Genomic DNA, 21,335 nt, shown 5'->3' on the forward strand with positions numbered 1-21,335 from the left:
TCAGCCCTGGCGCCGAGCCCGGTGGCTGCGATAGGTGTCCAGCACCACAGCGATCACGATCACCGCACCGGTGATGATCCGCTTGGTCGGCTCGGTCGCACCGATTTGCGCCAGGCCTGCGGCCAGCACGGAAATGATCAGCACACCGAAAAAGGTGCTGATGATCGAACCGCGACCGCCCATCAGGCTGGTACCGCCGATCACCACTGCCGCAATGACCTGCAGCTCTAGCCCGGCACCGGCATTAGGGTCGGCCGCTTCCAGCCTGGATATCTGGAACAGTGCCGCAACACCGGCCAGCAGCCCCATCAGCGAGAACACCAGAATCTTGTAAGGCTTGGGATTGATACCCGCCAGACGCACGGCCTCTTCGTTGGTGCCAATGCCGATCAGGTAGCGACCGAAAACGGTGCGGGTCAGCACCGCCTGAGCGACGAAGATGACCAGCAACGCGATGATGAAGGACGGCGCAATGCCAAAGGCAATCGGATCGGACAGCCAGGCGAACGAATCACCGATGTAGGCGGTACGCGAATTGGTCATCTGATAGGCCGCGCCACGGGCCATTTCCAGCACGCCCAGAGACACGATGAACGAAGGGATGCGCCAGGCAACCGTAATCGAACCGGTGATCGTACCCGCCAGCGTCGCACAGGCAATGCCCAGTAACGCAGCCGGAAACACGCTCCAGCCCCAGCCGAGGATTGCCACACTGACCGCCGAAGCAGCCAGTGCCAGCACCGAGCCGACCGACAGGTCGATGCCGCCGATGATGAGGATCAGCGTCATGCCGACCGACAGCACCATCAGGTCCGGGATCTGGTTAGCCAGCATGCTGAAGGTCTGGTAGGACAGGAAGTGATCGCTGAGCAGCGAGAACAGCACGATCATCACCAGCAACGCACCGGCCAGCCCGATGTAGGTACCGAGGCCAAGGTAGTTGCCGCCGCGACGGACCGGCGCGGTCAGCGTCGGAGAAGGAGTATTTTTCATGAGTCGTTCCTGGGCGCCGCATCATTGAGCAGCGCGTCACGTTTCTGATAACCGGCGAAGGCAGCGGCCAGCAATTGGTCCTGGGTCCAGCTGTCGCGCTCGAACGTGTCGATCAGGCGACCGGCAGACAGCACGCCGATACGATCACAAATCAGCATCAGCTCGCGCAGATCACTGGAAACCACCACCAGCGCCCTGCCCTGACGGGTCAGTTCGGCCAGCAGCGCGTAGATATCGAACTTGGCACCGATGTCGATGCCCCGTGTCGGCTCGTCGAACAGCATCACCGTGCAGTCACGTTCCAGCCAGCGACCGATCACCACCTTCTGCTGATTGCCACCCGACAGCTCGGAGACCAGTTGGCCCGGACTGGAGCTGCGAATGCGCATGGCCGCCACCTGGCGCTGCGCCAGTTTCAGCTCATCGTCGCTGTTGACCAAGCCCGCGCGGGAGATCGAATGCATGTTGCCCAGCGCGATGTTGGCGCTGATCGATTGCGACATCAGCAGGCCTTCGCTCTTCCGGTCTTCCGTGATCAGCGCGATACCCTGCTCCACTGCGTCGGATGGCGAGCGAATGCTGACCTTCTGCAGCGGCCTTCCGACTTCGATGTCACCGCTGTCGGCAACGTCTGCACCGTAGATCAGGCGCAACAACTCGGTACGCCCGGCACCGATCAGCCCGGAAATACCGAAGATTTCACCTCGACGCACGTCGAAGGAGACATCCTGAACCTTGCCGGCGCGACTGAGCCCCTTGACTGACAGCGCCACCTCGCCAATCTGCCGGGCGCCCATGTCGATATGCTCGCCGAGCTCACGGCCAACCATCAGGGTCACCAGTTGCTCACTGTTGTATCGGGAAATCGGCTCGACACACACCAGTTTGCCGTCGCGCAGCACGGCGATGCGCTGGGACACCCTGGCAAGCTCTTCAAGCCGATGGGATATGTAGATGATCGAGACGCCACGTGCCTGCAGCCGTGTGATCTGCTCGAAGAGCATTTCCACTTCGCGCGAGGTGAGCATTGCAGTGGGTTCGTCGAGAATCAGCACGTGACAGTCGCCGATCAGGTTGCGTGCGATCTCGACCATCTGTTGGTGGCCAATCCCCAATTCGCCGACCAGTGTGTCGGGATCAATGGCGTCTAGCCCCACTTGGGCCATGGCCTCGGTCGCGTTTTCGCGCAAGCGCTTGCGGTCGATCCAGCCGGCCCTACGGGGCAGGTCATGAAGAAACAGATTTTCGGCCACGGTCAGGGTCGGCAGCAGGTTGAGCTCCTGCATGACCATGCGAATGCCGAGTTTTTCGGCCTGGGTACGACTTGCAGGCTGATAAGGCTGGCCCTGGAACTCCATATTTCCGGTGGTAGGCGTTACCAGCCCGCCGATGATTTTCGACAAGGTGCTTTTACCGGCACCGTTTTCCCCGGTCAGGGCCAGCACTTCGCCACGCATCAACGTCAGGTCGACGTCACCGAGTACGGGCTGTGCGTAGGTTTTGCCGATGCCACTGACCGAAAGAACAGCTGTCTGAGCAGACGCTGACATACATTTCTCCCAGCGCCCGTCCTCTGCGGACGGGCACCTTTACACGGCGTGAATCAAGGTTGAGTAACGAGCTGCACCGGCGTTTCGATCACGCCCTTATCGTTGGTATCGACCTTCTCGCCTTTGACCAGCTTGAGGGCAGCTTCGATACCGAAGACCGCCTGCTTGGCTGCGTACTGATCGGCCGTGGCCAGAACCCGGCCATCCTTGAGCATCGGCTTGATCGCATTGATGTTGTCGTAGCCCACGACCATGACCTTGCCAGCCTTGCCTGCCGCACGCACTGCAGAGACGGCGCCCAGCGCCATGCTGTCATTACCGGCCAGCAGGGCTTTCAGGTTCGGGTATTCATTGAGCATCGCCGAGGCCACAGCGTTGCCCTTGTCGATTTCCCAGTTACCGGACTGCGTGGACACCACTTTCATTTTCGCTTCGTCCATGGCGTCCTTGAAACCGGCGGTGCGTTGCTGAGCATTATTGGTGGTCGACACACCTTCGATGATGCCCACCTCGTCACCAGCGGTCAGTTTCTTGGCCAGATAGTCGCCCACCAGCTTGGCACCCTTGCGGTTGTCAGGCCCTACGAACGGAATTTGCAGGCTTTTGCTTTTGAGCACGTCGACATCGAGCTGGTTGTCGATGTTGACGACCTTGATTCCGGCATCGGTGGCTTTCTTGAGCACCGGTACCAGCGCTTTGGAGTCGGCGGGCGCGATCACCAGCGCATTCACGTTGGAGGCGATCATCTGTTCGACGATGCGGATCTGCGCCGACGTATCGGACTCATCCTTGATCCCGTTGGAGATCAAATCGAATTCGGTAGCATGTTCTTTCTGGTAGGCCTTGGCACCGTCTTCCATGGTCAGGAAGAACTCGTTGGCCAATGACTTCATGACCAGTGCAACCTTGGGTTTTTCAGGCGTCTGGGCATAGACGGTAGAGAGGGGCATAACTGCCGTGACGGCAGCAAACATAGCGACAGCGAGAAGGCGTCCAGCGAATGGCAGCTTCATGAGTTCATCTCCGATCTTGTGATTATTGTTCGGGCGAACGGCGCAGAATCGATGCCGGGCATCGTCGCGCAAACGTTTGCGAGGAGCGAACTATGGAAAAAGCTGCAGCCTTTGTCAATCCACCGGAAATTAAATCTTCCCTAGCTGCCCGTCCCCGCCAGTGCAGGGAACGAGCGTCACGATCAGTCGGGTTTCACTCTTCAGGTTTGACCGTCGCCACATCATCGGCCTTGATCCGGATTGTCTTGCCGGAGATATCCTCGAACTCGTAGAAACCGTCGCGGGTCTTGGTCTTGGGCATGTCTTTGGTCACGTACTGAGTACCGTTTTGCAGCGTGACGACCGAGGGCGTGGAACAGCCTGCCAGCAGCACAACTGCCGAGGCCAGTAACGGAAATGCCAGTGGCTTGATATTCATGTGTGACTCCGGAAACGTCAGGTTTTTTTCAAGGCAATAGTGTGCCACTTCGAGCGCTTTATCTTACATAGATGTTGCGAAAGATCCGACACTCAAATACTGTATGCCCGTACAGCAATATTCAGGGACCTTTTTCCGTGGCAAAACAAAGCACAGCGACCCCCTCCACTCCCGGCCCTTACGAGCGCATGGGCATGCGGGTACAGAAGATCATCAACTCGCCCACCGCGCAGAAATCCAGGGCTGCCCTGCTCTTTCGTCAGCCGGACGAGGCAGAAGACGACTGGGCACAGCTCCTTGAAGAAATAGCCGAGAACGACAATGTCACCCTCGCCTGGCGCGACGACGGTGGCGTGCAAATCTTCTGGACGCTGCCGAAGGAAGACTGACGGCATGACGTTTCGATTTTCCTCACTGCTTTGCACTACCCTGCTCATCACCGCCTCATTCGCCGCTCAGGCACAAGCACCGCGCACTTTCAGCGAAGCCAAGAAAGTTGCCTGGGGCTTGTATGCACCGCAGTCGACCGAGTTTTACTGCGGCTGTAAATACACGGGCAATCGGGTCGATATCGCTGGGTGCGGCTATGTACCGCGCAAGAGCGCCAAGCGCGCCAGTCGTATTGAATGGGAACACATCGTGCCTGCCTGGCAGATCGGACACCTGCGCCAATGCTGGCAGAACGGCGGGCGCAAGAACTGCACAAAAACTGACCCGGTCTACAAACGCGCTGAGGCAGACCTGCATAACCTGGTGCCCAGTATCGGCGAGGTCAACGGTGACCGCAGCAACTTCAGCTTTGGCTGGATACCCGAGCAAAAGGGCCAGTACGGTTCATGCCTGACCCAAGTGGATTTCAAGGCCAAAAAGGTCATGCCTCGCCCCTCGATACGCGGCATGATTGCGCGCACCTACTTCTACATGAGCAAACAGTACAACTTGCGCCTCTCGCGCCAGGACCAGCAGCTCTATCAGGCCTGGAACAAAACCTATCCGCCTCAGGCATGGGAGCGCCAGCGTAACCAGCAGGTCGCTTGTGTCATGGGACGCGGTAATGACTTTGTAGGCCCGGTAGACCTGAAATCGTGTAAATAACTACGATTGATCAAAGGCCGAGCCCTCAAACGGATGGATTGCTCGGCCATTGACTGATGCACTTGAGTGAATCCAAAACCACTCATCGGACAACTGTTAACTCAATCCATGAACAGTACGATTTTCGTTCTACTCTCTGAAAACAAGGGCGTGATCGGGAAGACTCTGCCCGTGCATATGCCAAAAAAATCAGGCTGATTATCACGTTCGCAGGCAGGAAAGATGATTCATCAAACGGAATTTGAAATTCACTATCAATTCAACGGCGAACCTCACTGCTTTCTGCATCATGCAAAGCAATTGTGTCAGAGCGACGCATTGCATTGTGCGACCCTGCATGCAGGTGTGGGGACCGTGAGCGGCAATATATCCGCAGGCCCGATGGGCGTCGCAACCTTGCAGGCCAAGCGCTTTGGCGTGACGCAGGTACATTGGAGAAGGTCTCCGCTGCAAGCCTGAAGCATCGTCCCCTTCAACCAGACAATGGCCTTCGAAAAAGGCCATTGTTCATAGGCATTGCCAGCCGCTTCCGGATCAGATGGCAGGGTAATCGCCTGTGCCATCAGGCCACGGCGTCAGCAGCTCGAAACCGGTCGAGGTGACGGCAACCATATGCTCCCACTGCGCAGACAGTGAAAGGTCGCTGGCCAGAACCGTCCAGCCATCCGGCAGTGTCCGGGTGCCAGCCCTGCCTGCATTGATCATCGGCTCGATGGTGAACACCATGCCGGGTTTCAGTCTGAGGCCTTTACCCTGTGCACCGTAGTGCAGAACCTGCGGCTCTTCATGGTATTTACGCCCGATGCCGTGTCCGCAATATTCGCGCACCACGCTGAAGCCTTCGCGATGAGCGACGCTCTGGATGGCATAACCGATATCACCCAGGGTTGCCCCAGGGCGCACGGCATGGATACCGGCGCGAGTTGCCTCATAGGTCGTCTCGACCAGACGCCTGGCCAGGGGGCTGACCTCACCCACCAGGTACATCCGGCTGGTATCGCCGTACCAGCCGTCCTTGATGACCGCGACATCGATATTGACGATGTCGCCTTCCTTGAGGATGTCGGTGGCAGAAGGTATGCCATGGCACACCACGGCATTCGGAGAGATGCAGGTGGTCTTGGTAAAACCGTGATAGCCGACGTTCGCAGGAATCACTTTCAGCTCTTTGACGATGTATTCATTACAGATATCGTCGAGCGCTTCGGTGCTGACGCCAGCCTTGACGTAAGGTGTGATCATCGCAAGCACATCGGCGGCCAGTCTGCCGGCTATACGCAGCTGCACGAGATCCTGTTCGGTCTTGATACCGATAGCGCTGCTCATGAGGCCGCCTTGGACAGGCTGGAAGCTGAAGGCTCCGAGATGTTGAAGTTCGAAGCGGTCAGCACGGTCTCACCAGCATTTTCGAGACGGATCAGCATCTGGCAGATCTCGCTGTAATCCAGCGCCGGGTGCAGTTCAGCGAGCATACCGACACGCATCCAGTGCTCGGCCTGCGCATTGATGGAGCGGCTGAGCGCAACGCTGGCAGAGCGCAGATTGGCGTGCATGTTTTCGGAGATTTTTACCAGACCCATGATTCACCTCAAGTTGAATATATGAAGCATATACGTTACGTATACTCACAATCAACCCAAGGCGTGCCGTGGCTGCGATCAGCCACGTTATTCCATCGCGCTGGCCTGGCGGTATTCACCGCCAACGCGGGCGGCCGCGATGACGATCGACACCTCCGGCTCGTAGGCATTGAACTGGCGCAGTCCGGCCGCCAGCCGGAGAAAATCCTCGCGCTGCATTTCGTTGACTGAAGAGAGCGTACGGTGTTGTTGAGCAATCGGGCTTTGCGCTGACTTAAGGGACATGACAGACCTCATTCGTTCTTTACTGTTCATACATACAGTATTTTGAACCGCGCGCTGATACAAGACCAATCGCGACGAATGGTCAGTGAATTTGTAAATCCCTCAATGACCCGCCAGGGCCTGCAGGCGCTCCAGATCAGCCTGGGTGATGCTGATACCGTGCACCATCGATTGCGCGCGTTCGCTATAACGCCGATCCCCCGGCAGACGCTCCTGCCCTGCCCCATGCAGTTGCCGCACAAGCTCCTCGCTGCGCTGTGCAAACGACTGACCGCTGCCCTTGTCAGGGTCGATGACGATCAGCAACTGACCGGTCCAGGGCGTCTGTGCACCGGGATGCTTCGACCAGTCGAATTCGAACGAGAAATTGCCCCCTGTCAGCCCTGCTGCCAGCAGCTCGACCATCATCGACAGTGCAGAACCCTTGTGCCCGCCGAACGGCAACAACGCACCACCCTCGAGAATGGCGCGAGGCTCTTCAGTGGGCTGGCCGTCACAATCGACACCCATGCCCACCGGCAGCAGTCGACCTTCACGTGCGGCGATCTGTACATCACCGTGGGCGATGGCGCTGGTCGCCAGGTCGAAAACGATGGGTTCGCTGCCTGCACGGGGCGCGGCGAAAGCAATCGGGTTGGTGCCGAACAGAGGTTGACGCGCACCATGCGGCACAACGCAGGTCATGCTGTTGACCATGCTCAGGGCGACCAGCCCCTGTTCGGCGAAAGGCTCGACATCCGGCCATAACGCAGCGAAGTGATGAGAGTTGCGGATGGCCAGAACCGCAATGCCGGCGCTGCGCGCCTTGGCTATCAACAGGGCTCTGGCTGCCGCCAGTGCGGGTTGGGCAAAACCGCCTCCGGCATCGACCCGGACAAACGCAGCGCCGACATCCTCGACCACCGGCACAGCCTTGCCATTCACCCAGCCGCTGGCCAGCGATGAGAGATAGCCGGGGATGCGAAAGATGCCATGGCTATGCGAGCCGTCGCGCTGGGCGCTGGCGCAGTTCTCGGCAAGCGCCTCGGCAACCTCCGCGCTTGTGCCATGAGCGACAAAGATTCGGCGCAACAGATCTGTCAGTTGCTCAAAGGAAACGGTCCGGGTCGACTGATCGGCAGAATTGGCGCGCATCTGAAACTCCTGTTCATGGCGGTAGATCGAGAACGCTAGCGAGAGCGACGAGGCGAAAGACAGGCCCCGAGAGTAGCGCTGCGGATTGTGCAAAGACACTCCCAAAGGTAATAACCTGATCGTAGCGGACAGACTGCGACGGGAAGTTTTCAATGAGACCCGCTTGCATTCACCAGAAAATACGCAGCGCCTTGATGGGCAATAGCCTGCAAATGTTCTCTCTGCCTGAAATCAAAGGGTAGAATGCGCCGAAGGTATAGGCCGGAGCGCCCATGAGCGACCCTCTTTTCAGCAACGCAGAACACGACGCGATCACCGATGCCGCTGCGCATTGGTGCATGCGCCTGCATGCAGAAGACTGTACCGCCGCCGAACGGAAAGCATTCGAGCAATGGCTGAAGGCCCACCCTCTGCATGCGATTGAATACAACGCCATGCTGGAAGTCTGGGATATCGCCGGGCAAATCGAACCGCTCAATCCGGCACCTGTGCTCCAAGCCCACGCTGCCCGACCTGATCAGGTTCGACCTCGTCGCGGTCGCCGCTGGGCAAAACTGGCCGCAGCCGCAGCGGTGGTTGCCATGGCGCTGCCGATTGCCGGGTACGTCGGCTGGCATCAAGGCTGGCTGCCTGACGCCTACGAGACTTACAACGCCGATACCGCCACACGTCTGGTCATGCTCGAGGACGGCAGCCGTGCCGAGCTGAACCTGGGTACCGAGCTGACCTATGCCAATTATCGGGATCGACGCAGCGTCACGCTGACAAAGGGCGAGGCGTTCTTTGAGGTCAGCCACGACAGCACGCATCCCTTTGTCGTCGATGCCGGTGCAGGCAGCATCAGGGTCACCGGCACGCGCTTCAATGTATGGATGTATCAGGATCAGGTACGCGTGACGCTGGTCGAGGGGTCGGTTCAGATCAACAGTGATCGTGCGCATCCTTCTTCGAGCCACGCCCTCGCCCCCGGCATGCAGGCCATCTACAAGACCGGCGACGACGCTCCACTGATCAGCCAGACCGAAGCACGCGATACCAGCCTGGCGTGGCGCAATGGCAAGCTGATCTTCAATGATCTGCCGCTCAGCCAGGCACTGCCGCTGATCAATCGCTACCTGCAAACACCCATTCTGCTGGCGGACAGCGCAACCGGTGCCATGCGCCTGGGCGGCAGTTACAACACCCACGACCTGTCGAGCCTGCTAGGCTCTCTGCCCAAGGTGTTGCCGGTGTATGTGACGCAGAATCAGAACGGCAACCCGGTACTCAACCGCCGTACCTCCGACACACCGAAAGGCTGATCGCACTCGCGGTCTTGCAGATGCATAGCCAATTCGGCTGCGCCCATCGTCGGAACAATCCCCTCTCACTCCCGACGATTCTTCATCTAACCTCAAGCGCACCACGCTGCAGCGAGCCTGTACAGACTGGGCCGCGTATTTTTTTCCGCCGAACACTGAGGTTTTGCCGAGCTCGTTCGTCTTAGTAATTGAGAGTGTTTAAAAAGCCTGAAAAGGAGTTTGCGGATGTTCAATCGCCAAGGAATCACGACTCGCACCCTGCTGCGGCAAACTGCAGTGGCTGCGCAGGCACAGTCGCCCGCTCTGGAGACCGAGCGGCCCGGAAACGAGCACATCCGGATGCTCCTGAAAAGCTTTGGCCTGCGCACCAGCCTGGTCAGGCTCAAGGTGCTCGACGCGCTACTGGTCTCGAGCGAAGAAGGCCACCCTCTGGGAGTACGCGGCGTACACAGCCAGTTGCTCAGGCTCGATGTGCCGCTATCGTTTCTCAGCGTGCGCGAGGTCCTCAAGCGTCTGTGCGACGAGGGCGTGATCGACCTCAACGACGACAAGACCTACAGCCTGCACCCCCGGGCCCGGGAATGGCTGGGGGAAGTCGGCAAGGACGGTGCCCGGTAAATCCGTCTTCGTCGCACCGGTCACCAGCGCTTAGCGCTTAGCGCTTGACCTTGCGCCGCATGATGCCGTTGAGGATCACTACCAGCACCGCCACGCTGATGGCGATGTACTGAAAGGTCTTTTCGGTGATGGCACCGCTGTTTTGCAGATGCGACAAGCCCAGCATGATCGCCAAAACGCCGAGGGCGATCAGAATCGAGTAAATCAAACGCTGCTTGTTGGTCATAACGGTTTCCTGAATGCTCATGAGCCGGCAACTGACGCTGCCTGTTTGCGGGCATATCTTACGCCGATGCGCAACGGATGGCATCGTCACCCTACCTATCACTCTCCTGCGCACTCTTTCAGGTACGTTCTATCAACGACGTTGATTATCGTCATGCCGCGATGCGCGTTGCCGTGTAAAACTCCCATGCTTTAATACCGCCCCTGCTTCAACCGTGTGTTCAATTATTACCAAGGAGTTTTACATGCCCCATGAAGGCAGCCTGCTGCAGGTCGCAGTGGTATTTCTGCTCGCCGCCGTGCTGACTGTGCCGCTGGCCAAGCGGCTGAAGCTGGGCGCGGTGATCGGCTATTTGTTCGCCGGCGTGATCATCGGCCCTTCGGTATTGGGCCTGATCGGCGATACCGAGAGCGTCAGCCATATTTCCGAACTTGGCGTGGTACTGCTGCTATTCATCATTGGCCTGGAGCTTTCGCCCAAGCGTTTATGGGTCATGCGCAAATCCGTGTTTGGCGTGGGCATGGCGCAGGTGCTGCTCACCGGTCTGATCATCGGTGGGGTCGCCTTCGCTGCCTTCAACCAGTCGCTGAACACGGCGGTCATTCTGGGCCTTGGCCTTGCCCTGTCGTCCACGGCCTTCGGCCTGCAGAGCCTGGCGGAACGCAAACAACTGAATAGCCCGCACGGCAGGATGGCGTTCGCCATTCTCCTGTTTCAGGACATTGCGGCGATCCCGCTGATTGCCATGGTGCCGTTTCTGGCCGGAGCCGATCATGCAATGGACACTGGCGAAAGCATCAATCACGGCCTGCGCGTACTCGGCAGCATTGCCATCGTAGTGATTGGCGGACGCTATCTGCTGCGTCCAGTGTTCCGTATCGTCGCCAAGACCAAAATCCAGGAAGTCTCGACCGCCACGGCCTTGCTGGTGGTGATAGGCACGGCGTGGCTGATGGAACTGGTGGGGGTGTCCATGGCGCTGGGCGCGTTTCTCGCCGGCCTGTTGCTGGCCGACTCCGAGTACCGTCACGAACTGGAAGCACAGATCGAACCGTTCAAGGGGCTGCTGCTGGGGCTGTTTTTCATCAGCGTTGGCATGGGCGCCAACGTCGGCCTGTTGCTCAGCTCGCCGCTGATCGTGCTGGGCCTGACGCTGTTGCTGATCGCAATCAAGTTGCCGATGCTGTTCCTGATCGGTCGCACCCTTGGCGAACTCAACAACCGCAGCGCGTTGCAGTTGGGCCTGGTACTGGCCGCAGGCGGCGAGTTTGCCTTTGTGGTGTTCAAGATCGGCAGCGCTCAGGGGCTGTTCGAGGCCGGGCTGTACGACATGCTGGTGTTGACCATCACCTTGTCGATGGCGATCACGCCGTTGCTGTTCATTGCCCTGGCGCGCTGGATCAAACCCAGGATCAAGCCCGTCGAGGTGCCGGCCGAATACCGCGATATCCAGACCGACAAACCACGGGTGGTGATTGCCGGCATGGGCCGTATGGGGCAGATCGTCGCGCGTATCCTGCGCGCGCAGAAGATTCCTTTCATCGCCCTGGACACAGCCGTCGAGTCCATCGAGTTTTCACGCAGCTTCGGCAATGTCCCGGTCTTCTATGGCGACCCGTTGCGCCCGGAAATATTGCGTGCCGCCAAAGTCGATGAGGCCGAGTTCTTCGTCATCGCGACCGATGATCCCGACACCAACATCAAGACTGCCGAGCTGATCCGCAAGCTGTATCCGCACATGAAGATCATTGCCCGCGCACGTAACCGCCAGCATGTTCATCGGTTGATGGACCTGGGCGCTCACGCAGTTCGCGAAACGTTCTACTCGAGCCTGGAAATGAGTCGCCAGACCCTCATGGGCCTGGGCCTCAGCGAAACACAGGCCGACGCGCGCATCAGTCGCTTCAAGCGTCACGACGAACAGGTGCTGGCCGCTCAGCACGAGGTGTATGACGACGACGCCAAGGTACTGCAGACTGCCCGCGAAGCCAGGGCCGACCTGGCGCAGCTGTTCGAGTCAGACCGTCTGGACGAAGAAGCCGCGAAAAGCTGACCTGCTCATGCGCCGCAGGCCTGGTCTGCGGCGCAACTCAGGCGTAAGGGCTGTCCCAGTAGCGCGCGTACATGCCGAGCTTCTTCTTCACGCCGCGGGGCAAGCGCTTTTCCTGCCGACTCAGCTTGTAGGCCAGCAGCTTCAGCGCATTACGCACGAACGACACAGGCCACCAGAGAATTCGCCGGGGACCGAGGAATTTCAGCTCGGACTTGACGTAACGCATGCCCTCACCACCGATGCCGCCAAAGGTTTCGTAGATCCATGCTTCGCGGGCCTGGAACACGCCGATATCGAAGTAACGGCGAAACTCTTCACGCAGGCTGTAATTGTGCGAATGACGGCATACTGCCGAACCTTCGTAAGCCGCTTTCCAGCCATCGATAAGCATTTTCGCGGTGACGTACATGTCTTCCGAAAGAATCACATGCCGCGGAAAACCGCCAATGGCCCGCAACGCTTCGCCTCGATAGGCCGCAAACGAATTGGACATAAATGGGGTCTTGATGCCCAGCGTACCGGCATCGGCGAGGGTCTTGACCTGCGAGGTTGGCGGGTAATTGAACAACCGCGCATGCTGGGCCAGCAGATTGGCGTCCTTGTGCGGCAACTGTCGCCCGCATACCGCACCGACCTTAGGGTCGGCGAATGGCAGCAGAAGGTTGGCGATGGCATTGATGTCTTCAACATACGCATCCTGGGTCATGAAGACATACACGTCATAGTCGGGATGCAGATCGACCATCATCTGCCGGGTGCCGCCGTGGTTGAAATCCTTGCTGTCGATACGCAGTACATTGGCACATCGCGATTGCGCCAGCTCCAGCGTGCCATCCGAGGAACTGGAGTCCACGATCAGCGTATCGAAGCTGGCAGTCTGCGCAGCCAGTGAATCCAGCAGACGCTCCAGATCCTTGCGTCCGTTGTAGGTCGGGATCACACAAGCCACTCTCAATGGCGCCATAACAATACTCCAGGGCGAAGTCCGGTTGCCCACTGTGTCAGCGTTGTTGAGAGTAGCTCATGCTTACCCGCCCCACCATTCGAATGCACTCAGCCGAGCACTTCACTCAACGGGATGAAGTTGACCCAGTCACCTTCGGCCACGGTCGAGCCTTCGCGGACTTCAATCAGACCATCGGCCCACGCAGCGCTGCGCAGCACTCCTGAGCTCTGATTGCGATAAGCCACGGCCCGGCCCTGCTCCAGACGACCGCGCAGGTACTCGCGACGATTGCCAGGACGCGTCCAGACAAACCCGGCGGGCACCGGGAACTGCAGGGGTGCGACGTCGATCACGCCTTGGCGACGCAGCAGGTAAGCCCTGGCCAGCAAGGCAAAGGTGACCAGCGTAGAGGCCGGATTACCAGGCAGACCGATCACCGGCACCCCCCGAAAATGCCCGAAGGTCAGCGGTTTGCCAGGCTTGATGGCCAGCTTCCAGAGTGTCAGCTCGCCCTCTTCACGCAATGCGTGGCCAAGGAAATCCGCTTCGCCCACGGACACTCCGCCCGTGGAGAGAATCAGATCGACGCCCTGCAGATTCGCCAGTGCAGCGCGAGTCTTTTCCAGATCATCCGGCAGGATGCCTGCATCCACGACCTCGCATTCGAGCCGCTTCAGCCAGCTGCACAGCAACACCCGGTTGCTATTGTAGATCTGCCCCGGTCCCAACGGCTGACCCGGCTCAATCAACTCATCACCCGTGGACAGCACTGCGACCCGCACGCGACGAATGACCTCAAGCCCGGCGAGGCCCAGCGAGGCCGCCAGACCCAGTTCGATCGGACCCAGCCGCGTGCCGGCGGCCAGCACGGCATCACCGACCCGGGTTTCCTGGCCTTGCGGACGAATATTCTGCCCGACACCCAGCGGTTCGTTGAACCGCACACGCTGATCCGCCAGCACCTCGGCGTTTTCCTGCATCTCGACGCAGTCAGCGCCTTCTGGCATCGGCGCGCCGGTGAAAATACGCGCACAGGTGCCAGGGGCCAGAGCCTCGGGGGCCTGACCGGCGAAGATACGCTGACTGACCGTCAACGGCTCGCCGTGCCAGTCCGCCACCCGCAAGGCATAACCGTCCATGGCACTGTTCGGCCAGGGCGGCAAGTCCAGCGTGGAGACCAGATCCACTGCCAGTACCCGGCCTTCGGCATCAGCCAGCGAGACCCTTTCGCGCTCGGTGATGGGCGTGGCCTCAGCCATCTTCAACAGACGCGCAATGGCCTCTTCAACGGGCAGCAGGGTTTTCGGCTGGTTGCTCATGAGCACTCAACCACGGGTCGCACAGGGCTCGGCCTGCTTGAGGTGAGGCACAAAGTTGCAAGGCCGGAAGCGCGAATCCAGTTGCTGGGCAAGAATGCCGTCCCATGCCGTACGCACTGCATTGGTTGAGCCCGGCAGGCAGCACACCAGGGTGCCATTGGACAGGCCGGCCAGCGCACGGGACTGAATGGTCGAGGTGCCGATATCCGGTACCGATATCTGCCGGAACAGCTCACCGAAACCATCGACCTGCTTGTCCAGCAGGCAGGCAACGGCTTCAGGTGTGCTGTCGCGGCCGGTAAAGCCGGTGCCACCGGTGATCAGCACGACCTGCACCTGATCGTCGGCAATCCAGGTCGCTACCTGAGCGCGGATCTTGTACAGGTCATCCTTGAGCAGCACGCGCTCGATCAGACCGTGGCCTGCGTCGGTCAGGCGGTCGACGAACATCTGCCCCGAGGTATCGGTTTCACGGGTACGGGTATCGCTGACGGTCAGTACGGCGATATTAAGGGGTACGAAAGGTGTGTCAGCCTTGGCTTTCATGGCCTCATCCAGTTGTTAAGAAAACAGGCGGGTGTTATATCACAGCACTCCTTTTGACTGCCCGACGAGTGTTCGATGAATGTTCCTGCCCCACTGCCGCCCTGCTCGATTCTGCTGCTGGCCGGAGGCCGGGGACAGCGCATGGGCGGGCGTGACAAGGGCCTGATCGAGTGGCAGGGCACTGCGCTGATCGAACATCTGCACCGACTGACCCGGCCGCTGACCGACGACCTGATCATTTCCTGCAATCGCAATATCGATCACTATGCGCGTTACGCCGATCGACTGGTGCAGGACGACGATACTGACTTCAACGGTCCTCTGGCCGGGATTCGCGCCGCACTGCCTCTGGCGCGGCATCGATGGTTGCTGATCCTGCCCTGCGACGCACCTTTGGTCGATAAGGCGTTGCTGCACGCATTGCGTGAAAAAGCCGCTGAATACCCGGAGCGACCGATAATGGTGCGTGAAGGTCAGCACTGGCAGCCGCTTTTAGGTATGATCCCTGTCGCTCACGCCGCAACGCTGGAAGCCGCATGGCAGGCCGGCGAACGCAGCCCGAGACGGGCTCTGGAACCGCTGCAGCCAGTCGCTCTGCAACTGGAAGCCGGCGATCCACGCCTGGCCAACCTGAACACTCCCTGTCTGTTGACCGGGATCAGTGAAAACCGCAACAAGTGACTGGTCATTGAAGTTGCTGCGGGTGTATACGGAACTTGCTGACGGTGTATCCGTCTGAGAGTTCAGCAAATCAAGAATCCATCTGGAGACACAGTAATGAAACAACGGACCCTTCCCGCTGCCTTCCTGCTTGCACTGAGCATTGCCTCCCTCGCCGGCTGCGCATCGCCCACTGTGATCACCTTGAACGATGGTCGTGAAATCCAGGCTGTCGACACGCCGAAGTACGATGAAGACTCTGGCTTCTACGAGTTCAAGCAACTCGACGGCAAGCAGACCCGCATCAACAAGGATCAGGTACGTACCGTCAAGGATCTGTGATCCGGGCGTCGCGTTACTGATTTGAAAAAACCCGCCGAGTGCGGGTTTTTTTTACCTGTCATTTCACTGTTCCTGTACTACCAGTCGAGCGGCAACAGGCTCTCGAAGTGGCGCTGTTCGCCATTGAGCGGGTCGACGAAGCGCAAGCTGCTGGCCAGCAGCTTCAACGGATTCCGATAGTCGTCCACAGGGTCTTTCACCACGTCCGGGTAAAACGGGTCGTTGCAGATGGCAGCGCCCAGTGCAGCCATGTGTACACGCAGCTGATGCTTTTTGCCGGTCACCGGGTAAAGCCCGTAACGCCACAATTTATCCTGCCGCTCAAGCACCTCGATCTGCGTACGGGTGTTACTCGCGCCGACACCTTCCTGCATGCGAAAGAACGGTTCACCCTCGACCAGACGGCTCTCGTGCAAACGCGGAAATGTCAGCTCCGGCAGCGCTGGCGCAATGGCCTGATAAAACTTGTCGATGCGCCGGGTGGGAAACAATGTCTGATAAGCCGAGCGCGTCTGTCGGTTGGCGGAAAACAGCACCAGCCCCGCGGTGTGCCGGTCAATGCGGTGCAGCGGCACCAGATCAGGATTGCCCAGGCGATGAATCAAGCGCCGCAGCAAGGTTTGCTCGACGTATTCGCCTGCGGGCGTCACCGGGAGAAAGTGCGGCTTGTCAGCCACCACCAGATGCTCATCGGCGTAGAGGATCGTTTCAACCACAGGGATCGGCGTTTCGTTGGCAACCTCACGAAAGTAGTGAACACGCAGCCCTTCCCGGTACGCCAGATCAGGCGCGATGGCCTTGCCGTTTTCATCCAGCACCCGGCCGCGAGCAAACCGATCCAGCCACTGTTCGCGGCTGATGGCCGGAAATTTCGCGCACAGGCAATCGAGCACCGTGGCCCACGACCCCGGTGGCAGATACAACGTACTGGCTTGCTGCTGTGCGGCGCTGAAGACGGACTCGGACATGCGGGGGACTCGAACTCGTGTAAGCCGGAAGCGGCTGGCCGTGGATTATCACTGATTAGTGCGATCACCGCACAACATCGCTGTGTGGTAATCGACTTCTGCCTGCGGCACTATTAACCATCTGGTACATTCCGTTTAACACCTGCAGCCAACCGGGCAGTGACACAAAAACAAGAGATGTATTTTATGACTCACGCTGAAAAACCTTCCATCCTCGCCGGCCTGATCGGCTCGGGCATCCAGGCCTCGCGGACACCTGCCATGCACGAGCGTGAAGGCGATGCGCAGGGTATGCGCTATCTGTATCGGCTGATCGATATCGACGCCCTGCAACTGGACGTTGATGCCCTGCCCCGGCTGCTTGAAGGCGCCCGACAGTGTGGCTTTACCGGCCTGAATATCACCTTCCCCTGCAAGCAGGCGGTCATCCCGTTACTGGATGAGCTGTCCGATGAAGCACGCGGTATCGGCGCGGTGAATACGGTGGTGTTCAAGGACGGTAAACGCATCGGTCACAATACCGACTGCCTGGGCTTTGCCGAAGGTTTTCAGCGCGGCCTGGACAAGGCCCCACGCCAACAGGTGGTGCAGATGGGTGCAGGCGGCGCGGGCGCTGCCGTGGCGCATGCGCTGCTGAGCGCAGGCGTCGAGCGCCTCAGCGTGTTTGAGGTCGAGCCGCAACGCGCCCAACGGCTGGTGGACAACCTTAACCAGCACTTCGGTACCGGGCGTGCTCAGGTGGGCATCGACCTGCCTGCGGCAATGGCCGAAGCAGACGGATTGGTCAATACCACGCCGGTCGGGATGTCAAAACTGCCAGGCACGCCGTTGCCGATCGAGTTGCTGCGGCCTGAACTGTGGGTGGCGGAAATCATTTACTTTCCGCTGGAAACCGAACTGCTCAAGCATGCCCGCGTACTGGGCTGCCGTACCCTGGATGGCAGCACCATGGCGGTGTTTCAGGCGGTCAAGGCCTTTGAACTGTTCAGCGGCCAGTCCGCCGACGCAGAGCGGATGATGGCGCACTTCCACACGTTGTAAACGTCAGCACTTGAGATAACGCAGCACAGCGTCGCAGATCATTGCCTTGTGGCGCTGCTTGACCTCCTCGCTCCACAACTCGATCTGAAAGATTTCGCTGAAGGTATGGCGATTGGAGATCCGGTAGAAGCAGAACGAGCTGATCATCAGGTGCAAGTCCACCGGATGAACACCCTCACGAAACAGGCCGCTGGCTTCGCCACGACGCAGGATGCCGTCGAGCGCCCTGATGATGTTCTGGCTCTTGGCATGAATCGATTCGGACTGTTTGACGTTCTCGCCGTTATGGATGTTTTCGATGCACACGATGCGCACGAAATCGACATTGCTGTCGTGGTGATCGAAGGTGAACTCGACCACGCGGTGAATCGCTTCCACAGGCTCGAGTTCGGACAGATTGAGCTGGCTCTCGGTGTTGCGAATCGCGCCGTAAAGTTTTTCCAGCACTTCGACGTACAGCTGTTCCTTGCTGCCGAAATAGTAATAGATCATCCGTTTCGAGGTTTTGGTGCGTTCGGCAATGGCATCGACGCGCGCACCCGACAGGCCATGGGCGACAAACTCGGCAACGGCGGCCTGCAGAATGTCTTCGCGGGTTTTTTCCGGATTGTTCTTGCGCCCTTTCGATGCAACGGCAACGGAGTCGTCAGTAGTTTTCATTGTTGGCTCATGCCCACGAGTGATGCGCGGAGTATGCAGCCGACCGGCAACTGAGGGAAGCCGCGAGGGCGTCAAACCCTCGCAGCAGCCTTGCAATCGGATTCGCCTTACAGACGCGCCTGACGTGCTGCCACATTGCGCGCCTTGGCCATCGCGGCCAGACGCACCGGGACGTTGGCAGCGCCGTACCCTACGTAGCCGTTCTTGCGCTGCAGGATTTCGAAAAAGAAGCGCCCGTCAAACGCATCGGTGTAGACGTGGAACAACTCGCCACCCTGCGCATCGCGATCATAGAGCACGTTGTAATACGCCAGTTCACTGAGAAACTCCTCGTCGAAATCGAAGCGCGCCGCCAGGTCATCGTAGTAATTGAGCGGAATGTCCAGCAACGGTACGCCCGCTTCCTTGGCGCGGCTTACTTCGGCAAAGATGTCTTCGCAGGAAAATGCAATGTGGTGCACACCCGAGCCGCGATAGCTCGACAGCGCATGGGAGATGGCTGTATTGCGGTTCTCGGAGATATTCAGCGGCAAGCGCACGGTGCTACAACGGCTGCGCAGCGCACGGCTTTTGACCAGACCATAGGGGTCGGGCAAGACCACTTCATCGTCAGCCTCAAAGTCCAGAATGCTTTTGTAGAACAGCACCCAGCTGTCCAGGCTGTCGGCCGGCAGCGCCATAGCCATGTGGTCGATACGCTGCAACCCGCCCTTGGCGACTGCTTGCGGATCGACGACAAAATCGCTGTCGTAAATCGACTCTCCCGGCGCGGCGTTATCCACCAGATAGATCAGGCTGCCGTCAGGCGCGCGGACCGACGGAATCTCCCGCTCGTTAGGGCCGACCAGGCCACGATAGGGCTGGCCCTTGAAGACGCGCGCGCGTTCCAGCGACTGATGACCGTCGTCGACGCGCAAGGCGGTCGCGCATAATGAAGGGCCGTGCGCCTCGAAGAAGCTGTGGGCAAAGGAATAGGGTTCGGCATTGAGCACAATCCTGATATCACCCTGCCCCAACAGACTGACCGCCTTGGAGCGATGCTGACCCAGCTTGGCAAAGCCCAGCCGTTGCAGCCAGCCCGACAGTCGAGCGCCATGGCTCTCGTCAACGGCAAACTCGAGGAACTCGACCCCATTGTAGGTACTGGCCGCGGGTGGATTGAAAAGGATTTCGGGAACCGCGGTCGGCTCGTCACGCGCCATCAACTGGCGGGTTTTCTCTTCCAGATAGAGCAGCGAACGCAGGCCGTCCGCGGCATTGGCGCGTGTCGGCGCTGCACGGAAGCCATCGTTGAACACTTCCAGCGACAACGGCCCGGTATAACCACTGCGCAGGATCGGCGCGAGAAAGCCGGCCAGATCGAATTCACCCTGGCCCGGGAAGCAACGGAAATGGCGGCTCCACTCCAGTACATCCATCGCCAGAAGCGGTGCGTCGGCCATCTGCACGAAGAAGATCTTGTCGCCCGGGATCTGCGCAATGGCGCTCGGATCGCCCTTCAGCGACAGGGTATGGAAGCTGTCGAGCAACACGCCAAGCGCCGGGTGGTCGACCTGACGCACCAGGTTCCAGACCTGTTGCCAGGTGTTCACATGCTTGCCCCAGGCCAGCGCTTCATAACCGACTCTCAGGTTACGGGCACCGGCGCGCTCGGCCAGCAGGCCCAGGTCATCGAGCAGAATGTTTTCGTCGCCCACCGAATCGGCAGACGCATTGCTGCAGACCAGCACCAGATCGGTGCCCAGTTCCTGCATCAGATCGAATTTGCGTTCGGCACGGTCGATATTGCGCTGCAGACGATCACGGCGGCAGCCTTCAAAATCGCGGAACGGCTGGAACAGGGTGATGGCAATGCCCAGGTCGGCACACATTTGCCTGATGTTGCGTGGGCTGCCGTCGTAATACAACAAGTCGTTTTCGAAAATCTCGACGCCGTCAAAGCCGGCTGCGGCGATGGCTTCGAGCTTTTCGGGCAGAGTACCGCTCAAGGATACGGTAGCAATTGAACGCTGCATGCTTTTCAGCTCCTGGATGAACGCGACCTGCTTGGGTCGCGACTGGACAACACCGCATTCCTGGCCTTTCCCGGCCTTATTCAGAGGTGCGAGTAAAGTATTTGCCTGTGAAAACACTACAGCAACATAAAGTGTACGAACCGGTTAGTTTTACGTTCGATTATCGAACAAAAGCCGTTTTACTCAATTGACGCTGTATCTCGTAATGCTCAACATCGGCATCACATTGCAGGATAGACCCGCAGTCCAACATTTCGATATTCGCTCCATCAGCAGCAAACCCATAACAATTCAAAAAACAGGAACATTGCTCATGCGCACCCTTCTCGCTTTGCTCGCCCGATCACCCGTCCGTCTCAACAGACGTCCTGTTCGACGAAGCCGCCCGGCCAAAAGCCCGGCCACGGTCTGCGTCGCCTGAAACATTCCAACACACTTACGCGGCCCAACCTGTAAATTGTCGGCCCGACGGATCGTTTCGAGGACAGCCTGAGTCTACAGGCCAGTCGAATCACGGTTCTACGACATCACTTTACCTGCACAACGCCTGCATCGAGTGGACTTCTCAGTCC

At 59.1% G+C, this 21,335-nt stretch carries 24 protein-coding genes; 9 read left to right on the top strand and 15 right to left on the bottom strand.

The window, feature by feature from the left end; translation table 11 throughout:
• The 4 genes from JOE34_RS20910 to JOE34_RS20925 all read right to left on the bottom strand — a co-directional run bounded on the left by JOE34_RS20910 (position 1) and on the right by JOE34_RS20925 (position 3,974).
• Positions 1–993 (bottom strand): ABC transporter permease, encoded by a 993-nt coding sequence (locus JOE34_RS20910; protein WP_016567902.1) that lies wholly within the window; start codon positions 991–993, stop codon positions 1–3.
• The gene (locus JOE34_RS20915; protein ID WP_046719622.1) at positions 990–2,543 is read right to left on the bottom strand and encodes a sugar ABC transporter ATP-binding protein; all 1,554 of its coding nucleotides are present in this window, start codon (positions 2,541–2,543) and stop codon (positions 990–992) included. The genes JOE34_RS20910 and JOE34_RS20915 overlap by 4 nt, the downstream gene beginning before the upstream one ends.
• Positions 2,544–2,596: 53 nt before the next feature.
• On the bottom strand, positions 2,597–3,556 hold the full coding sequence (locus JOE34_RS20920; RefSeq protein WP_003346032.1) for a sugar ABC transporter substrate-binding protein: 960 nt from the start codon (positions 3,554–3,556) through the stop codon (positions 2,597–2,599).
• Positions 3,557–3,749: 193 nt separating this feature from the next.
• Positions 3,750–3,974, bottom strand: coding sequence for a YgdI/YgdR family lipoprotein (locus JOE34_RS20925; RefSeq protein WP_209996594.1), 225 nt, complete (start codon positions 3,972–3,974; stop codon positions 3,750–3,752).
• A 137-nt stretch (positions 3,975–4,111) separates the two neighbouring features.
• On the opposite strand from JOE34_RS20925, the gene JOE34_RS20930 reads away from it, so the two are divergent.
• From JOE34_RS20930 to JOE34_RS20940, 3 genes are all read left to right on the top strand, one after another.
• On the top strand, positions 4,112–4,363 hold the full coding sequence (locus tag JOE34_RS20930) for a DUF1654 domain-containing protein (RefSeq protein ID WP_004418201.1): 252 nt from the start codon (positions 4,112–4,114) through the stop codon (positions 4,361–4,363).
• A 4-nt stretch (positions 4,364–4,367) separates the two neighbouring features.
• Positions 4,368–5,069, top strand: a complete 702-nt coding sequence (locus JOE34_RS20935; RefSeq protein WP_003423784.1) for an endonuclease I family protein — start codon at positions 4,368–4,370, stop codon at positions 5,067–5,069.
• Positions 5,070–5,291: 222 nt separating this feature from the next.
• Positions 5,292–5,528: a DUF6555 family protein gene (locus JOE34_RS20940; protein WP_209996595.1), complete on the top strand. Its 237-nt coding sequence runs from the start codon at positions 5,292–5,294 to the stop codon at positions 5,526–5,528.
• 75 nt (positions 5,529–5,603) lie between these two features.
• Here the strand turns inward: JOE34_RS20940 and map are convergent, their stop codons facing one another.
• From map to JOE34_RS20960, 4 genes are all read right to left on the bottom strand, one after another.
• Positions 5,604–6,395, bottom strand: a complete 792-nt coding sequence (map, locus tag JOE34_RS20945; protein ID WP_209996597.1) for a type I methionyl aminopeptidase — start codon at positions 6,393–6,395, stop codon at positions 5,604–5,606.
• Positions 6,392–6,649 (bottom strand): ParD-like family protein, encoded by a 258-nt coding sequence (locus tag JOE34_RS20950; protein WP_003393021.1) that lies wholly within the window; start codon positions 6,647–6,649, stop codon positions 6,392–6,394. The genes map and JOE34_RS20950 overlap by 4 nt, the downstream gene beginning before the upstream one ends.
• Positions 6,650–6,736: 87 nt before the next feature.
• Positions 6,737–6,934, bottom strand: coding sequence for a hypothetical protein (locus JOE34_RS20955; protein WP_003393020.1), 198 nt, complete (start codon positions 6,932–6,934; stop codon positions 6,737–6,739).
• 102 nt (positions 6,935–7,036) lie between these two features.
• Positions 7,037–8,068, bottom strand: coding sequence for an Ldh family oxidoreductase (locus JOE34_RS20960; protein WP_024665562.1), 1,032 nt, complete (start codon positions 8,066–8,068; stop codon positions 7,037–7,039).
• A 272-nt stretch (positions 8,069–8,340) separates the two neighbouring features.
• Here JOE34_RS20960 and JOE34_RS20965 point away from each other — a divergent pair, with 272 nt between their 5' ends.
• Both JOE34_RS20965 and JOE34_RS20970 read left to right on the top strand, forming a co-directional pair.
• The gene (locus JOE34_RS20965; protein WP_024665561.1) at positions 8,341–9,369 is read left to right on the top strand and encodes a FecR family protein; all 1,029 of its coding nucleotides are present in this window, start codon (positions 8,341–8,343) and stop codon (positions 9,367–9,369) included.
• A 225-nt stretch (positions 9,370–9,594) separates the two neighbouring features.
• Entirely contained in the window at positions 9,595–9,987 is a 393-nt protein-coding gene (locus JOE34_RS20970) for a hypothetical protein (protein WP_003315592.1), read from the top strand.
• A 37-nt stretch (positions 9,988–10,024) separates the two neighbouring features.
• Here JOE34_RS20970 and JOE34_RS20975 read toward each other — a convergent pair whose 3' ends face one another.
• The gene (locus tag JOE34_RS20975; RefSeq protein WP_003393013.1) at positions 10,025–10,213 is read right to left on the bottom strand and encodes a hypothetical protein; all 189 of its coding nucleotides are present in this window, start codon (positions 10,211–10,213) and stop codon (positions 10,025–10,027) included.
• Between the two features lie 244 nt (positions 10,214–10,457).
• Between JOE34_RS20975 and JOE34_RS20980 the strand changes: the two genes are divergently transcribed.
• The gene (locus JOE34_RS20980; RefSeq protein WP_024684333.1) at positions 10,458–12,266 is read left to right on the top strand and encodes a monovalent cation:proton antiporter-2 (CPA2) family protein; all 1,809 of its coding nucleotides are present in this window, start codon (positions 10,458–10,460) and stop codon (positions 12,264–12,266) included.
• Positions 12,267–12,303: 37 nt separating this feature from the next.
• Here the strand turns inward: JOE34_RS20980 and JOE34_RS20985 are convergent, their stop codons facing one another.
• From JOE34_RS20985 to moaB, 3 genes are all read right to left on the bottom strand, one after another.
• Positions 12,304–13,230: a glycosyltransferase gene (locus JOE34_RS20985; protein ID WP_003393011.1), complete on the bottom strand. Its 927-nt coding sequence runs from the start codon at positions 13,228–13,230 to the stop codon at positions 12,304–12,306.
• A gap of 89 nt (positions 13,231–13,319) precedes the next feature.
• Positions 13,320–14,531 carry a gephyrin-like molybdotransferase Glp gene (gene glp / locus JOE34_RS20990; RefSeq protein ID WP_209996606.1) on the bottom strand — a complete coding sequence of 404 codons (1,212 nt, stop codon included), beginning with the start codon at positions 14,529–14,531 and terminating at the stop codon, positions 13,320–13,322.
• A gap of 6 nt (positions 14,532–14,537) precedes the next feature.
• Positions 14,538–15,077 carry a molybdenum cofactor biosynthesis protein B gene (gene moaB / locus JOE34_RS20995; protein ID WP_002553131.1) on the bottom strand — a complete coding sequence of 180 codons (540 nt, stop codon included), beginning with the start codon at positions 15,075–15,077 and terminating at the stop codon, positions 14,538–14,540.
• A gap of 75 nt (positions 15,078–15,152) precedes the next feature.
• Here moaB and mobA point away from each other — a divergent pair, with 75 nt between their 5' ends.
• Together mobA and JOE34_RS21005 are read left to right on the top strand one after the other, a co-directional pair.
• Complete coding sequence (gene mobA, locus JOE34_RS21000; RefSeq protein WP_024960151.1) at positions 15,153–15,758, top strand: molybdenum cofactor guanylyltransferase MobA; 606 nt, start codon at positions 15,153–15,155, stop codon at positions 15,756–15,758.
• Positions 15,759–15,854: 96 nt separating this feature from the next.
• Positions 15,855–16,079: a YgdI/YgdR family lipoprotein gene (locus tag JOE34_RS21005; RefSeq protein ID WP_003315600.1), complete on the top strand. Its 225-nt coding sequence runs from the start codon at positions 15,855–15,857 to the stop codon at positions 16,077–16,079.
• Positions 16,080–16,156: 77 nt separating this feature from the next.
• On the opposite strand, the gene JOE34_RS21010 is transcribed toward JOE34_RS21005, so the two are convergent.
• Entirely contained in the window at positions 16,157–17,047 is an 891-nt protein-coding gene (locus JOE34_RS21010; protein ID WP_198705730.1) for a pseudouridine synthase, read from the bottom strand.
• Between the two features lie 186 nt (positions 17,048–17,233).
• On the opposite strand from JOE34_RS21010, the gene JOE34_RS21015 reads away from it, so the two are divergent.
• Positions 17,234–18,088 (top strand): shikimate dehydrogenase, encoded by an 855-nt coding sequence (locus JOE34_RS21015; protein ID WP_003393007.1) that lies wholly within the window; start codon positions 17,234–17,236, stop codon positions 18,086–18,088.
• 3 nt (positions 18,089–18,091) lie between these two features.
• On the opposite strand, the gene JOE34_RS21020 is transcribed toward JOE34_RS21015, so the two are convergent.
• The gene (locus JOE34_RS21020) at positions 18,092–18,748 is read right to left on the bottom strand and encodes a TetR/AcrR family transcriptional regulator (protein WP_046265765.1); all 657 of its coding nucleotides are present in this window, start codon (positions 18,746–18,748) and stop codon (positions 18,092–18,094) included.
• Positions 18,749–18,855: 107 nt separating this feature from the next.
• A complete protein-coding gene (quiC, locus tag JOE34_RS21025; protein ID WP_032660702.1) occupies positions 18,856–20,763 on the bottom strand; it encodes a 3-dehydroshikimate dehydratase QuiC in 1,908 nt (635 codons plus the stop codon).
• Between the last annotated feature and the right edge of the window lie 572 nt (positions 20,764–21,335).

Source organism: Pseudomonas sp. PvP028, assembly GCF_017832255.1.
GTDB lineage: Bacteria > Pseudomonadota > Gammaproteobacteria > Pseudomonadales > Pseudomonadaceae > Aquipseudomonas > Aquipseudomonas syringae.

Bases quoted from the DNA above. Each gene is read 5' to 3' on its own strand.
- JOE34_RS20970 (WP_003315592.1), top strand. From the start codon at position 9,595: ATGTTCAATCGCCAAGGAATCACGACTCGCACCCTGCTGCGGCAAACT.
- JOE34_RS21015 (WP_003393007.1), top strand. From the start codon at position 17,234: ATGACTCACGCTGAAAAACCTTCCATCCTCGCCGGCCTGATCGGCTCG.
- JOE34_RS20985 (WP_003393011.1), bottom strand. From the start codon at position 13,230: ATGGCGCCATTGAGAGTGGCTTGTGTGATCCCGACCTACAACGGACGC.
- JOE34_RS20920 (WP_003346032.1), bottom strand. From the start codon at position 3,556: ATGAAGCTGCCATTCGCTGGACGCCTTCTCGCTGTCGCTATGTTTGCT.
- map (WP_209996597.1), bottom strand. From the start codon at position 6,395: ATGAGCAGCGCTATCGGTATCAAGACCGAACAGGATCTCGTGCAGCTG.
- JOE34_RS20950 (WP_003393021.1), bottom strand. From the start codon at position 6,649: ATGGGTCTGGTAAAAATCTCCGAAAACATGCACGCCAATCTGCGCTCT.
- moaB (WP_002553131.1), bottom strand. From the start codon at position 15,077: ATGAAAGCCAAGGCTGACACACCTTTCGTACCCCTTAATATCGCCGTA.
- JOE34_RS20925 (WP_209996594.1), bottom strand. From the start codon at position 3,974: ATGAATATCAAGCCACTGGCATTTCCGTTACTGGCCTCGGCAGTTGTG.
- JOE34_RS20980 (WP_024684333.1), top strand. From the start codon at position 10,458: ATGCCCCATGAAGGCAGCCTGCTGCAGGTCGCAGTGGTATTTCTGCTC.
- JOE34_RS20915 (WP_046719622.1), bottom strand. From the start codon at position 2,543: ATGTCAGCGTCTGCTCAGACAGCTGTTCTTTCGGTCAGTGGCATCGGC.
- JOE34_RS20935 (WP_003423784.1), top strand. From the start codon at position 4,368: ATGACGTTTCGATTTTCCTCACTGCTTTGCACTACCCTGCTCATCACC.
- glp (WP_209996606.1), bottom strand. From the start codon at position 14,531: ATGAGCAACCAGCCGAAAACCCTGCTGCCCGTTGAAGAGGCCATTGCG.
- JOE34_RS20940 (WP_209996595.1), top strand. From the start codon at position 5,292: ATGATTCATCAAACGGAATTTGAAATTCACTATCAATTCAACGGCGAA.
- JOE34_RS21020 (WP_046265765.1), bottom strand. From the start codon at position 18,748: ATGAAAACTACTGACGACTCCGTTGCCGTTGCATCGAAAGGGCGCAAG.
- JOE34_RS20960 (WP_024665562.1), bottom strand. From the start codon at position 8,068: ATGCGCGCCAATTCTGCCGATCAGTCGACCCGGACCGTTTCCTTTGAG.
- JOE34_RS20965 (WP_024665561.1), top strand. From the start codon at position 8,341: ATGAGCGACCCTCTTTTCAGCAACGCAGAACACGACGCGATCACCGAT.
- JOE34_RS21005 (WP_003315600.1), top strand. From the start codon at position 15,855: ATGAAACAACGGACCCTTCCCGCTGCCTTCCTGCTTGCACTGAGCATT.
- quiC (WP_032660702.1), bottom strand. From the start codon at position 20,763: ATGCAGCGTTCAATTGCTACCGTATCCTTGAGCGGTACTCTGCCCGAA.
- JOE34_RS20910 (WP_016567902.1), bottom strand. From the start codon at position 993: ATGAAAAATACTCCTTCTCCGACGCTGACCGCGCCGGTCCGTCGCGGC.
- JOE34_RS20955 (WP_003393020.1), bottom strand. From the start codon at position 6,934: ATGTCCCTTAAGTCAGCGCAAAGCCCGATTGCTCAACAACACCGTACG.
- JOE34_RS20975 (WP_003393013.1), bottom strand. From the start codon at position 10,213: ATGACCAACAAGCAGCGTTTGATTTACTCGATTCTGATCGCCCTCGGC.
- JOE34_RS21010 (WP_198705730.1), bottom strand. From the start codon at position 17,047: ATGTCCGAGTCCGTCTTCAGCGCCGCACAGCAGCAAGCCAGTACGTTG.
- mobA (WP_024960151.1), top strand. From the start codon at position 15,153: ATGAATGTTCCTGCCCCACTGCCGCCCTGCTCGATTCTGCTGCTGGCC.